This window comes from Nitrospira sp. M1 (assembly GCF_965152605.1).
In genome coordinates this window covers 2,755,622-2,769,508 of record NZ_OZ224217.1, presented here as the reverse complement: position 1 = coordinate 2,769,508, position 13,887 = coordinate 2,755,622, and the positions used below count along the sequence as shown (strand labels likewise).

The 13,887-nt window shown below is 48.8% G+C and carries 7 protein-coding genes; 4 read left to right on the top strand and 3 right to left on the bottom strand.

What is annotated here, in order from left to right; all coding sequences use genetic code 11:
* Positions 1 to 20: 20 nt before the first annotated feature.
* On the bottom strand, positions 21 to 3,371 hold the full coding sequence (treS, locus tag ACWHX8_RS12690; protein ID WP_447968494.1) for a maltose alpha-D-glucosyltransferase: 3,351 nt from the start codon (positions 3,369 to 3,371) through the stop codon (positions 21 to 23).
* A 442-nt stretch (positions 3,372 to 3,813) separates the two neighbouring features.
* The gene (locus ACWHX8_RS12685; RefSeq protein ID WP_447968493.1) at positions 3,814 to 4,692 is read right to left on the bottom strand and encodes a mechanosensitive ion channel family protein; all 879 of its coding nucleotides are present in this window, start codon (positions 4,690 to 4,692) and stop codon (positions 3,814 to 3,816) included.
* Positions 4,693 to 4,880: 188 nt separating this feature from the next.
* Here ACWHX8_RS12685 and ACWHX8_RS12680 point away from each other — a divergent pair, with 188 nt between their 5' ends.
* Positions 4,881 to 5,846 (top strand): zinc transporter ZntB, encoded by a 966-nt coding sequence (locus ACWHX8_RS12680; RefSeq protein ID WP_447968492.1) that lies wholly within the window; start codon positions 4,881 to 4,883, stop codon positions 5,844 to 5,846.
* A gap of 137 nt (positions 5,847 to 5,983) precedes the next feature.
* Here the strand turns inward: ACWHX8_RS12680 and ACWHX8_RS12675 are convergent, their stop codons facing one another.
* On the bottom strand, positions 5,984 to 6,682 hold the full coding sequence (locus ACWHX8_RS12675; protein WP_447968491.1) for a hypothetical protein: 699 nt from the start codon (positions 6,680 to 6,682) through the stop codon (positions 5,984 to 5,986).
* Between the two features lie 293 nt (positions 6,683 to 6,975).
* Here ACWHX8_RS12675 and ACWHX8_RS12670 point away from each other — a divergent pair, with 293 nt between their 5' ends.
* From ACWHX8_RS12670 to ACWHX8_RS12660, 3 genes are all read left to right on the top strand, one after another.
* Positions 6,976 to 7,122, top strand: coding sequence for a hypothetical protein (locus tag ACWHX8_RS12670; RefSeq protein WP_447968490.1), 147 nt, complete (start codon positions 6,976 to 6,978; stop codon positions 7,120 to 7,122).
* 1,059 nt (positions 7,123 to 8,181) lie between these two features.
* The gene (locus tag ACWHX8_RS12665; protein ID WP_447968489.1) at positions 8,182 to 9,735 is read left to right on the top strand and encodes a sigma 54-interacting transcriptional regulator; all 1,554 of its coding nucleotides are present in this window, start codon (positions 8,182 to 8,184) and stop codon (positions 9,733 to 9,735) included.
* 651 nt (positions 9,736 to 10,386) lie between these two features.
* Complete coding sequence (locus ACWHX8_RS12660) at positions 10,387 to 13,827, top strand: molybdopterin-dependent oxidoreductase (protein WP_447968488.1); 3,441 nt, start codon at positions 10,387 to 10,389, stop codon at positions 13,825 to 13,827.
* Positions 13,828 to 13,887: the final 60 nt, after the last annotated feature.

Sequence of the window (13,887 nt, the reverse complement as noted above, 5' to 3'; positions counted from 1 at the left end):
ACGCAGGCATGACGTGCTGATTAGTCGACTTGAAGGATTTGTTGGATGCCGTCTAATGGGATGCCAACCCAATCCGGACGGTTATTCAATTCATACCCTAGTTCGTAAATGGCTTTCTGGATGATGTAGGCGTCTAATAGCACAAAAAGGTCCTCCGTATTCTGAGGAAGGAAGGGGGCATCCTTCGTCACATCGAGGTAGGCGTGTAAAAATGTTGCGCTGACCCAGCGATGCCAAAATCTTGCCCAAGGTTCTAAGGCTGGAAAGTCTTCAGGCCGTACACCTGCGACTTGACCGACAAGGCTGGAGTAGGCCGCGTAGTGAAATGAACGCAACATGCCTGCGACGTCCCGAAGCGGTGATTCCTTGAGTCGTCGAACGCTCAACGCGCGAGCGGGTTCACCTTCAAAATCTATCATGACAAAGTCCTTCCCGGTATAGAGGACTTGTCCAAGATGATAATCGCCGTGACAGCGAATTCGCATCGCTTTGATTTTTCGGTCTCGAATTGGCTGGAAATGTTTACGCAACGTTGCTTCCATACTCAAAAAATTCTTGGCAGTCGTCTGCATAGGTTCTGAGAGTGTTTTGAGGCGTTGTCGTAACAGTGGAAGATTTTGATTCGCTAATCCCACCATGCTTTGATAGAGACTTCGTCGGTAAAAATCAGTGAAGGGTTCAGGTGAAAAATGAGGATCGTCAACATCTGACCCTAAGGCCAGATGTAGCTCTCCGGTTCGAAGTCCCAACAGTCTGACTTCTTCGAGGTAGGGGCCAATAAATTCTTGGGCCAACGGTGGAACGGGTTCCTCAAATAATGTCGAGAGTGGCGCATGCGGAATCATTGACGACGTCATGGCCGTGGGGTGAGTCGACGCAGTTTCATAGTATCGACTCAATTCATCCAGGGTGTATCGCCAGGCATCGCCTTCATTCATGATGTATTGTTGAAGAATGCCGATGGTCATGGTGTCGCCATTATCTCGTTGATATTCCAATTGTCCGGCAACGGGTGCGATGTGTGGAAACCCCTTCGCTGTTAAAAACCGTCCAATTTCCCAGTCCGGGTTGACGCCAACGTCAACGCGTCGGAATAACTTTAAAATAAACTCACTTCCGTAGGCGATTGAACTATTACTCTGTTCTCCTCGGAGCAGCGTAGGGACAAGATGCGGTCGTTGGGCGCTCAGTTGTCGTCGAAATGCCCGAACTGACCCAGCGGAAAAATCTCCCAACGGTCCATTATATCGTCGCCCTCGCGTCATACTCTCAAGCAAATGTGATAAGAAGGCCGAGGTATAGATCGCATCGCATAACATGCCATGACGTTCGTCTTGCCCTTTTTGTCTGATTGTGAGGTCGGCCAAGAGGGCTGGAGTATCCGTGAGGTGTTTTGCGTCTTCATGGGAAATAAAACGAAGTGGGAAAACATAGGTTTCCGACTCACCTTCTGTATATTCCACTCGAATCAAACAGAGAACCACCAATGGATCTTCATTGGGAATCGAGACGGTTTCAATAATCTCGATTCCTTGAATGATCCGTGCCTTTCCTCCAAACCACCGGCAGCGTCGCACATACTCAGGCAGGATCGCCTCCAGGCGAATCTTATCTCGACTCGTAGGCAAGTGATCCCAATCGCGTGTGGTGGTCAGTTCTGGGATTTTCCTGGAATCATCAGGGAGCGTCCGTGTTGCATCAGCTCCTGGCATTTGAAGCTGAAACCAATAAAAGGTGTGCCCACTTAATGTCAAAAAATACGGTAAGTCACCGATGGGCGGAAACGGTGTCTGTCCAAAAATCGAGGTTGGGACCATCCCTTTGTATTTTGAAAGATCAAGTTCGACACACTGGGCATAGCGGGATAGGTTGGCCGCGATGAGTACGAGTTCATCATTAAATTGCCGGAGGTACACAAGAACTTTTCGATTGGCCGGATGAAAGAATTGTATCGTGCCTTGACCGAAGACTTTGAACTGCTTGCGAATCGACAGCATCCGTTTCATCCACCACAGCAATGATTGGGCGTTATTTTGTTGTAGCTCCACATTGATCGCCTCATAGTGGTATTCCGGATCAATAATGATGGGCAGGTACAGCTTTTGCGGATTGGCTCGTGAAAAGCCGGCATTCCGATCGGCATTCCATTGCATTGGGGTGCGAACACCATTCCGATCGCCCAGGTAATAGTTATCGCCCATGCCGATTTCTTCACCGTAGTAGATCACCGGAGTTCCAGGCATGGAAAAGAGCAGGCTGTACATGAGTTCGATCTTATTTCGATCATTCCCTAACAACGGGGAGAGGCGACGGCGAATGCCGAGATTGATGCGGGCTTTATTGTCATGGGCAAACATTCGATACATATAGTCCCGCTCTTCATCGGTGACCATTTCTAATGTCAGTTCATCATGGTTACGAAGAAAGAGCGCCCATTGACAGTTTTCGGGAATGTCAGGTGTTTGTTCTAGAATATCAATGATGGGAAAGCGGTCCTCCATCTGCATGGCCATGAATAGCCGAGGCATGAGGGGGAAGTGGAAATTCATGTGACATTCGTCACCTTCGCCAAAATAGGCCGCGGCATCTTCCGGCCATTGGTTGGCTTCAGCCAGCAGCATCCGATCATCAAATTTTTGATCGACATGTTTGCGGAGTTGTTTCAAGTAGGCGTGTGTTTCAGGAAGGTTTTCGCAATTGGTCCCCTCGCGTTCGTACAGATAGGGAACGGCATCGAGTCTGAGCCCGTCGACACCCATATCAAGCCAAAAATCCAGGACGTCAAAGATGGCGCGTTGTACATCAGGACTGTCGTAGTTGAGGTCTGGTTGATGAGAGAAAAACCGATGCCAAAAGTACGCATTGGCAACAGGGTCCCACGTCCAGTTGGAATATTCTGTGTCCTTAAAAATAATACGAGTGTCTTTGTATTCTTCTCCAGATTCACTCCAGACATAGAAGTCACGCCATTTACTTCCTGGTGCGGATCGACGTGCTCGTTGAAACCATGGGTGTTGATCCGAGGTGTGGTTCACCACGAGTTCGGTAATGACTCGAAGTCCTCGACGATGGGCTTCGCGAACAAATGCACGAAAGTCCCGTCGGGTTCCATACGAGGGGTGAATATTGGTGAAATCTGCAATATCGTATCCGTCATCGCGTAAGGGGGATGGACAGAACGGCAAGAGCCAAATAGTGGTGACTCCCAAATCTTGCAAATAGTCCAATTTTTCTGTCAGCCCGCGAAAGTCTCCTACACCATCGGTGTTGCTATCATGAAATGCGCGAACGTGTAATTCATAAATGATCGCGTCTTTATACCAAAGAGGGTCGTGTTCAAACGCCTCGACGATCTTCCTCTTGTCAGCCATCGTACCTCCTTGAAAAACCGATGTGAGACTGCTTCCGTAAGCGTTGCTTCCAATTTAGGTGTGTATTCGTTCCCTTTTATCTACATCATTCGCATCGCGGGCTTCTGGCCATGTTAGATGAGTAGACCTATTGTGCCAACATAATGGAGCTAGCACAAATACTCTAGCGAAACCAAATTACTTCTAAATAGGAAAATACAATTAACCCAGCGCGTTGCAACGTTAACATAGAGGAACGTTATGCCCGCCTGGATGCCCTGCATATGATTGACGGTTCAATAACGAAGGGTTATAGCGAATCCCAAAAAGTTCCAAACAGGAAAGTACAGCGAACTCCGCGCGGTATAATGTTTCCACCAGCGGAAGTTATTTGAAGCGGCTATAACCAGCATTCAGTAGGTCGACATTTAAGTGATTCGGCATAACTGGAACGGCTATAGCTTTAGACTTGCACATTCGTTGGAAATGACAGGGGAAATGTTTTGAGATGAAGGTCACGTTGCGGAAATGGAATTTCAACCCCACGATTTCGGAATTTTTCGACAATGGCACAATTGACGTCGGAAATGACCTGCATACGATTTTTGGGCGAATCCAACCATACAAGCAATCGCATATTCCAGGAGCTGTCCCCAAAACTCATGAGCCAAGTCTTGGGAGTTGGGTCTTGTAAGACTTGCGGGTGTTCCGATCCCGCTTCTACGAGCGCGTGAATAACGGTTTGCAGGTCTGATTGATAGGAGACGCCCACATCGATTTCCACTCGCGTTCGTGGATCGCTATGCGACCAATTGGTGACGGTCCCGGAGATAAACTCGGCATTGGGAACAATAATCGACATATTGTTTAAGGAACGAATGGTTGTTGATCTGATATTAATTTCCAGCACATCGCCTTCAATGCCTCCGACGGTGACTCGATCACCAACAATAATCGGTCGTTCAAATAAGAGCATCAGTCCCGCAATAAAGTTTGATGTGAGATTTTGAAGTCCAAAACCAATGCCGACTGACAAAAATCCGAATATGACCGCAATGCTACTGAGATCGATGCCGATAAATTGAAAGGCAATGAGACCTCCAACAAGCCAGAGAAGGTATTGGACGATGCGAATGAGCGTATAATGGGTGCCGGCACTCAGTTGCATGCGAGACAGCACTCGTCGTTCAAGGAAAATTCGTGTCATTTTACTAGCAAGGATAGCCAGGCCAAGGGTGGTGCAAAATATCAGAAGAGAGGATACGGTGATGGGGGTCTGATTGACCGTAAATAATGAATAGTGCAGAAACTGCAGAATCGTGGGCCATGTGTCTTCAGCCATACCGTTCTCCTTTCATCAGTAAAGAAACTGTCACATGTGTATTGTCGTGAAATCATACATGGGCGGGGCGTGGCAACAAAGTGTCTCGTGTGTCTTTTCTTCCCTCTGTGCACCGCTCCGGTATTGGTTTACAATGGATGAAGATGGTGAAAGGGTGTTGGGTCATCTGAGGAACGAAGGGATATTGTATGACTACGGAACAAGGGCTGGTTTTTGCTTGTCGATTAACCGGGGACGGGGGCGCACAGGTATTGGCATGGGAAGAAATCAACTCAGTACAGGGATCTCTGTGGATTCATCTCGATCGAACGGGGTCAGATAGCCGACGCTGGCTTTTAGAAGACAGTGGAGTGAGTCCCATTATTGCTGAGGCTCTGCTTGAAGAAGAAACACGCCCTCGTAGTATGGTGTTTGATGATAGCTTATTTATGACGCTTCGAGGGGTGAATCTGAATCCTGGAGCAGATCCAGAAGATATGATTTCAATTCGTCTCTATATTCAGCCTAACCGTGTTATCACTGTACGGCATCGTCCTCTCATGACGATTCGAGATATTCAAGCCAGCCTCAAGGCGAACACTGGGCCCAAAACGCCAGGTGATGTGTTATCCGTGTTGGCGGATCGATTGATGGAACGCATGGCGCCGGTTGTGAGTCAGTTGGATGAAGAAATTGATGACCTGGAGGAGCAGATCATCGGACAAGCGAGCTATCAGCTTCGCAGCCGACTCGGCGCTCTCCGACGGCAAACCATTTCATTGCGTCGGTATATTTCCCCTCAGCGCGAAGTGGTGGGACATCTGCACCTTGCCCAACTGTCATGGTTGACCGCCACGCATCGTGCACGAATCCGAGAAGTAGCGGATCATCTCATTCGTTATGTCGAAGACCTCGATGCGGCTCGTGACCGTATGGGGGTCATGCAAGAAGAACTGACTGGGAAATTATCTGAGCAAATGAATAAAACCATGTATATTCTTACCGTGTTAGCGGGAATCTTTCTCCCTATTACATTTGTCACGGGTTTGTTGGGAATCAATGTTGGTGGCATTCCCGGGTCTGAGAATCCTGGGGCATTCACCATTGTCTGTGTGACCTTAACTCTTTCTGGATTGTTTCTTGTGGGTGTCTTCCGCTGGTTGAGATGGCTGTAACCGCCTTGTGGCAATGTATAATTCAGGTATGACATGCAGAAGACAGATCCGTGCGGCAACACATGAGTGTGTGTGCCGCACGAGGTCTGATGATGTACGAGATGTCCCTGCCTTTTTTGATCTGACCATCTCGCTTTTTAGGGCGTACGCTCAATGAAGGGACCGTTGAAGATCGTTGGGAATCGAGTTCTGTAGGTTTTGGGTTCGATATTCTGGACATGGAGAGAGCTCCCAACGCCAATTCCCCCTTCGTTTCGTGGCTCACCGCCAAGTGAACCAATCTGAGATGAATACGAATACACGGCTTCGACAACTAAATCGTCAGTCGATCTGGTGATATACAGAAATCCTTCTATGACCTCTTTGTCTGCAACTTGAGGTAAGGGGCCATTCAACGCTTGTGCAATATCTTCACAATCCACTTTCACGGTTCCAAAATTTGAAATGGACATTGGGCCAAGATTGACTCCTCGTAAGGGAGCATTCTGGGATGTTTCCGGCACTGAGACCATCACATTGATGTTTGTGGTGGTGTTGGCTCCTGTAAACAAGACATTCAACGCTGTGGCATAGCTTCCTGGTTCGAAATCGCGATAGTCATAGACGGCAGGTCCTAGCAGGACTCTTGACTGTGGCGGTGTGTATCCAGGTTTAAATCCGCAGACAAACTTTGCGGCGTAGACTGTGGACGTTAACGGGACCGGCTGGAGCACTTGAGCGTGAGCAAGGGGCGTGTGTGCGCTCACAACTCCAAGTGTGCTCAGCAGTATTGCCATTCGTGTGAATGAACCTGTCCAGGAATTGAGCCGGTGAAGCCCGGATGTATTTGATTTCATGTTGTAGCCTCCATACGTATCAAGATGAACAAAAGTTGTGGGAGCGATTCAATACATATTCTTGCACCTTGCTGCAGCAACGAATTGAGCCTCCTTTCTTTGTTGCATGCATCTAGGCAATGCTCGATGTGAAAGTTTGGGTTGCCAGCTTACGATGCACATCATCCTCGGTTATCTATCTCTGTTCATGTATGTGTGTTACGAGACGGATTCACTTTTGGATTTATGAACCAGATTTTTGTTTTGCAATGTGGAGCGGTGAGGACAGATAAGTTAAACTTGATGTCGATGGCATGGCGACGATTGATGAATCGTTACTGTATGTGGAGGCTACAGATAAATCGTGTGTCGTCGATGGGGAGATGATTGGGGAGTTAACTGTATCCGGAACGGCATGCTGCAGTGAATGCCGAATTGTGACGAATCGACACGACGATTGACCAACGTGGTGAATGACCTGGGTTGAAATATCTAGAGCGTCGATGAACGAGGTGTTTCCTACAACGCAAACGTACCATTTAATTTGCATGTGATGAGGTACGGACGTCTCATGGAGCGAAATCGGCCTGTGCTGTAATGCCGGAGCTTTACAGTGAGAGGGGCGTCAGGGGAAACGTTGTTATGAGCATAGAGAGCGTCAGGCAAGAGTTTATGTCATGTGGGTCATTCTCTCGTAATTGTCGTCAAGCGGATCCATACAGATTATATTGTAATGAGCTGTTTGAGCGAAAAAAGACAGTCAGTAGTGTGTGATAACGCACATATTCTGAAAGTCACGGTCTTGAAACTTCATTTTTCAGGGTATCTGACCAGGCAAATTATCGATAAAGAAAATATGAATAAGAGGGAGATTAATCTCATAGGATGGGAGCGTATGGCGGGTCATTGTTGTGTCGGTCATGGTTTTTAACCTCACGCAGCTTAGCTTTCTATGTTGGTTGTTAGAAAAAAGAGTTAGGAATGCTGGGGATATTATGAATGAAAAGTTGTAAAAGTGTGCATTATCGGTAGAAAAGTTGTCGAATTGAATCAAGAAATCTCAATTTCATTGAACTTTTATTAAATTTCATGGGAGTGCCATGAAATTTCACTGTTAATTTACTGCCTGTGGAATATTGTAATTTTCCCTTATTCACGTTTATGATTCAGTGATAATATTTGAAAAATATTCACAGAAACAACATTTTATCGGTGCAATATTTAAGTGATATTATTGATGAATTCGATGTATCCATGAGCCTTGAGCTGGACATTTTAATTTTTCAAGGGTTGGCCTCGGTATTGCTCTTTAGCCGTAGTGTTGGTCTTGCTCTTATTCTTAAGGAAGGTCAGGTGAAATTTCGTCTGTATTTATCCCATGCACTGAATTGTGAGTCATTTTGTGCCTCTCATAATGAAATTATTACGGCTAGGAATGAAAGAGGACCTCATTCAGCATACTAGACGGTTATTATCTATTATTTTACGTGAAAGCGTGGTCTATGCTCATGAACAATCACATGTCTGAACAGTATGACGCTGATCTATCGTCTGATCGTATCAATAAGAGTTTCTATCGAAAATTACTTGAAGTCTCCAATATTCTCAATTCCCAGCGAGATACCGAAAGTTTTTGGCGAGCGATTACCACCAATATAAAGGATGTTATTTCGTGGGAGCGAGCGGGGATTACTCTGTATGACTCAGATCTCGATTCATTCCGGTTTTATGCTGTGGAAACGAGTATGCCAATTGTGAAGTTGAAATGTGACACGATTATTCCTCGAAACGGCAGTGCCATCGGATGGGTCTATGACCATCGAACGATTCATGTCCGTCCTCACTTACAGTCTGAGCGCGTATTTTTAGAAGACGATCTGTATTTTGAGGAAGGGTTGGGACGAATGATCAATATTCCATTATTGGTTGGTGATCAGTGTTTAGGTTCGCTGAATATTGGAAGTGTGCAGTCTGGTGAACCGGACGCGGAGAATATGGAGTTTTTGATGCAGGTCGCCACGCAAATTGCGTTTGCCATTGATCATGTCAAGTCATATGAAGAGATCAGCCAGCTCCGTGAGCAGCTCGCGAGAGAAAATGCCTATTTACTCGAAGAGATAAAGGGTAGCCATAATCTTGGCTCTATGATTGGGAAGAGCGAGAAGTTTAGGAAGACCTTGGAGCTTGCACGGGCTGTCGCGCCGACTGTGACCAGTGTCCTGATCATGGGAGAAACGGGAACCGGTAAGGAGATGCTGGCTCGATACATACACGAACATAGTTCGCGTCAGGATAAGCCCTTTGTTCGGGTGAATTGCGCGTCTATACCATCTGGTCTTGTGGAAAGTGAATTGTTTGGTCACGAGAGAGGGGCGTTTACTGGGGCGGAGCAGTCTCGCCAAGGGAAATTTGAATTAGCCCATGGCGGGACGTTGTTTTTAGACGAGATCGGGGAAATGCCCATAGAAGCGCAAGCAAAGTTATTGCTGGTCTTGCAGGATGGTATGGTGGATCGAGTGGGAAGTGCGCGGCCTCTTGCGGTAAATGTACGCATTATTGCGGCTACGAATAATGACTTAACCCAAGCCATCGCCGAGGGGCGCTTTCGGTCGGACCTGTATTATCGGTTACATGTTTTCCCAATCACCACACCGCCGCTTCGTGATCGGCCGCAAGATATTCCAGTGTTGGCTGAATACTTTATGGGAGAGTATTGTCAGCAATTTAAGCGGAAATGTCAGAGGATTGAATCCGATACGCTGGAACGATTAATTCAATATGCGTGGCCAGGCAATATTCGAGAACTGAAAAATGTCATTGAGCGCGCGATGATCCTTTCCAATTCCACCGAATTGAAGATCGATGAAACGTTGGTGAATGCTCATAGGCCTGAGTCAGGAGAGCCACTCCCAAGAAAGCTCAAGGATTTGGAACGAGTGAGAATTCTTGAGGCTTTAGAGCGAAGCGAGTGGCGTATTGAAGGTGCGTTAGGGGCGGCGAAGCAATTAGGATTGAATCCAGGAACGCTTCGAAGCCGTCTCAAAAAATTGGACATTCATCGTCCACGACATTGACCTCGGAATCACGCTGCGGATTCCTGAAGCTCTGAGTCGTATTTCGATCGTTTTCTTTTTGTGTCAGATCTCCTGTGTACGCTCAATGATCTGATTGAGCGATAGCGAACCCACAATAACTTTTCTTAAAACTTCTTCCGCGCATCCTCATTTTCTGAGTCTCGATCTTTCCAGTTCTTTCCGTAATGAGTGATGTTTGTCTTTCCTGTTTTCTTTCCTACCCTTCTTTTTATTCCATGAGAAGTCTCGGCCTCAAAGTGTGGGGTAATGATTTTTCAAGGTTACAAACTTTGCAGATACGAATGTAACCTTCATTAATTTCCAGAAAAAACAATGTATTTCAATGGCTTTGCATGATGTAGCCACATGAAACGTATTAGGCACATGGGTTGCTAGTTCTTCAGTGGTCGTAGTTTGTGAACTCATACGAGCATCGCGTTATTTATATGTTGTGTTTGTCTCTAGCGAATTCAATTGATTTCCAGGTGAATGTCGCAGACTGCCATAGCGAAGGCATACGCTTCAAAGCTTGGAAATGATTTGAACCGGCTTTAGGTCCCGCTTAAAAAAAGAAAGGAGGGCGTGTAGCCTGCATTCTGTGTAACACATTTCATTCTCACTTAATCATGTTATTTGTGAAAGGAGAAGCGCATGAAATTTTTGTCACGGCGGCAGTTTTTAAAAGTGTCCGCTGGTACCGTGGCGGCGGTGGCATTGGCGGATAAGGCGTTAGCCTTAACGGCCTTGCAGCCAGTTATCGAAGTAGGGAACCCTCTGGGCGAGTATCCCGACCGGTCGTGGGAGCGGGTGTATCACGATCAGTATCGCTATGATTCCTCGTTTACGTGGTGTTGTTCGCCGAACGATACGCATGCGTGTCGGATTCGGGCCTTTGTGCGCAACGGGATCGTGATGCGAGTGGAGCAGAACTACGACCATCAAACGTATGAAGATCTCTACGGCAATCGGGGGACGTTTGCGCATAATCCGCGCATGTGCTTGAAGGGCTATACGATGCATCGCCGGGTGTATGGACCCTATCGGTTGAAAGGCCCCTTGATGCGCCGCGGCTGGAAGCAATGGATGGATGACGGCAGTCCGGAATTCACGCCGGATGTGCGTACGAAGTATAAGTTCAATGCGCGCTATCTCGATGACATGCTGCGGGTGTCCTGGGATACAGCGTTTACCTACTTGGCCAAAGCCATGATCATTATCGCTAATCGGTATAGTGGGGAGTCCGGAGCCCGCCGCTTGCGTGAGCAGGGCTATGCCCCCGAGCAGATCGAGATGATGAAGGGGTCAGGCGTACGGTGTATGAAGTTCCGAGCCGGAATGCCGGTATTGGGAATCATTGGAAAAATGGGCGTGACCCGGATGAACGGAGGCTGTGGGGCCTTACTCGATACCTATATCCGGAAGGTCAAGCCGCATCAAGCGCAAGGTGGCCGGTATTGGAACAACTATACCTGGCACGGGGACCAAGATCCCTCGCAACCCTGGTGGAACGGGACGCAGAACTCCGATTGTGACTTGAACGACATGCGGTTTTCGAAGATGAACACCAGTTGGGGCAAGAACTTTGTGGAAAACAAGATGCCGGAAGCCCACTGGAAGCTCGAGAGCATAGAGCGGGGGGCCCGGGTGGTGGTAATCACGCCGGAATATAACCCGACGGCGTATCGGGCGGACTACTGGATTCCCATTCGGCCGGAATCGGATGCGTCGTTCTTCTTAGGGGCGGCCAAGATCCTGCTGGATGAAAACATGTACGATCATGATTTCTGTAAGGCTAGCACGGATATGCCGCTGTTGGTGCGGACGGATACTTTGCAGTATTTAGATCCGCGAGAAGTGATCAAGGATTACAAACTCCCGGATTTCTCGAACTCCTATTCCGGCAAGGTGCAAACATTGAGTCCGCAGTATGTGGCGCGCTTAGGCGGGCTGATGGTGTGGGATTTGAACAAGGAGCAAGCGGTGCCGATTCATCGGGAATTGGTGGGCTGGCACTTTAAGAAAAGTGGGATTGACCCGGCCTTGATGGGGACGTACCGGGTGAAGCTCTTGAATGGCCGGGAAGTGGATGTGATGCCGATCTTCCAGATGTATCAAGCGCATTTACAGGATTACGACTTGGATACGGTGCATCAGATCTGTCGGTCGCCGAAAGACCTCATCGTGCGGTGGGGCCGGGATACGGGGACGATTAAACCGGCGGCGATTCATAACGGGGAAGGGGTGTGTCACTACTTCCATATGACGCAAACCGGCCGAGCAGCGGCGTTGAATCTTATCTTAACCGGGAATATCGGGAAGTTTGGGTCGGGCTGTCATACCTGGTCGGGGAACTATAAGGCCGGGGTGTGGGCGGCCACGCCATGGTCCGGTGCTGGGTTGTCGGTGCATACCGGAGAAGATCCGTTCAATATCACGACGGATGCCAATGCGCATGGGAAGGAAATCATCACGCGCTCCTACTACTATGGCGAAGAGCCTGGATATTGGAACCACGGGGATTCGGCGTTGATTGTGAATACGCCGAAGTATGGCCGTCGGGTGTTTACCGGGAAGACGCATATGCCGACGCCGAGTAAAATGCGTTGGGTGACAAATGTAAATATTTTGAACAACTCCAAGCATCACTATGACATGGTCAAGAATGTGGACTCCCACATTGAGACTCTTGTGCATCAAGAAGTGGAGATGACTTCGGACGTCAATCATGCGGACGTCTCGTTTGCGGTCAATACCTGGATGGAGTTTACCTATCCGGAAATGACGGCGACGGTGTCGAATCCTTGGTATCAAGTGTGGAAGGGGGGCATTCGGCCGCTCTATGACACGCGGAATGACTTGGATACCGTGGCCGGGGTGGCCGCGAAGCTCACGCAGATGACGGGCGATGGACGGTTCCGGGATTACTTCAAGTTCGTCTATGAGAACCGGGTGGATGTGTATGCGCAACGGCTCATGGATGCCGGGACGACGTCGTACGGGTATAACATCGATACGATGCTCAAGAGCGAGAAGGGCTGGATGGTGATGTGTCGGACCTATCCGCGCGTTCCCTTCTGGGAAGAAGAAAACGAGTCGAAACCGCATTGGACGCGCAGTGGGCGACTGGAGACCTATCGGGTGGAGCCGGAAGCCATTGAGTACGGGGAAAACTTCATTGTGCATCGGGAAGGGACGGAAGCGACGCCGTATCTGCCGAATGCCATTATGTCGTCGAATCCGTACATTCGGCCAGATGACTACGGGATTCCGATCACCGCGCAGCATCACGACGATAAGACGGTGCGGAATATCAAGCTGCCGTGGCAGGAAATCAAACGGTACTCGAATCCGTTATGGGAGAAAGGGTATCAGTTCTATTGTGTGACGCCCAAGACGCGGCACCGGGTGCACAGTCAGTGGTCGGTGAACGACTGGGTGCAGATGTATGAGTCGAACTTCGGCGATGCGTACCGGATGGATAAACGGACGCCGGGGGTCGGGGAGCATCAGTTGCACATTAACCCGGCGGCGGCGAAAGATCGGGGGATCAATGACGGGGACTATGTCTACGTCGATGGGAACCCGGTGGATCGGCCGTATCGGGGCTGGAAGCCCAGTGACCCGTACTACAAGGTGGCGCGGTTGATGATTCGGGCGAAGTATAACCCGGCGTTCCCGTATCACGTGACGATGGCCAAGCATGCGCCGTTTGTGTCGACGGCCAAGTCGGTGAAGGGGCATGAGACGCGGCCGGATGGGCGGGCGATTGCCGTGGATACGGGGTATCAATCGAACTTCCGGTATGGGGCGCAGCAGTCGTTTACGCGGAGTTGGTTGATGCCGATGCATCAAACGGACTCGTTGCCCGGCAAGAGTGCCAACAAGTGGAAGTTCAAATGGGGCTTTGAGATTGATCACCATGCGGTCAATACGACGCCGAAAGAATGTCTGATGCGGATTACGAAAGCAGAAGACGGCGGCATCGGCGGACGGGGGCCATGGGAGCCGGTTCGGACCGGGTTTACGCCGGGTCAGGAAAATGAGTTCATGATTAAATGGCTCAAGGGTGACCATATTAAGATCAAAGTGTAAAAAGGCTTTCTGGGGAGTCGGAGATCTTTTCGATTTTGCCGTCTGAAAAGAAGCATTGCA

What these genes read in the sequence shown, in the direction of transcription:
- treS (WP_447968494.1), bottom strand. Translation starts at nt 3,371, where the DNA reads ATGGCTGACAAGAGGAAGATCGTCGAGGCGTTTGAACACGACCCTCTT.
- ACWHX8_RS12670 (WP_447968490.1), top strand. Translation starts at nt 6,976, where the DNA reads ATGGCGACGATTGATGAATCGTTACTGTATGTGGAGGCTACAGATAAA.
- ACWHX8_RS12660 (WP_447968488.1), top strand. Translation starts at nt 10,387, where the DNA reads ATGAAATTTTTGTCACGGCGGCAGTTTTTAAAAGTGTCCGCTGGTACC.
- ACWHX8_RS12685 (WP_447968493.1), bottom strand. Translation starts at nt 4,692, where the DNA reads ATGGCTGAAGACACATGGCCCACGATTCTGCAGTTTCTGCACTATTCA.
- ACWHX8_RS12665 (WP_447968489.1), top strand. Translation starts at nt 8,182, where the DNA reads ATGTCTGAACAGTATGACGCTGATCTATCGTCTGATCGTATCAATAAG.
- ACWHX8_RS12680 (WP_447968492.1), top strand. Translation starts at nt 4,881, where the DNA reads ATGACTACGGAACAAGGGCTGGTTTTTGCTTGTCGATTAACCGGGGAC.
- ACWHX8_RS12675 (WP_447968491.1), bottom strand. Translation starts at nt 6,682, where the DNA reads ATGAAATCAAATACATCCGGGCTTCACCGGCTCAATTCCTGGACAGGT.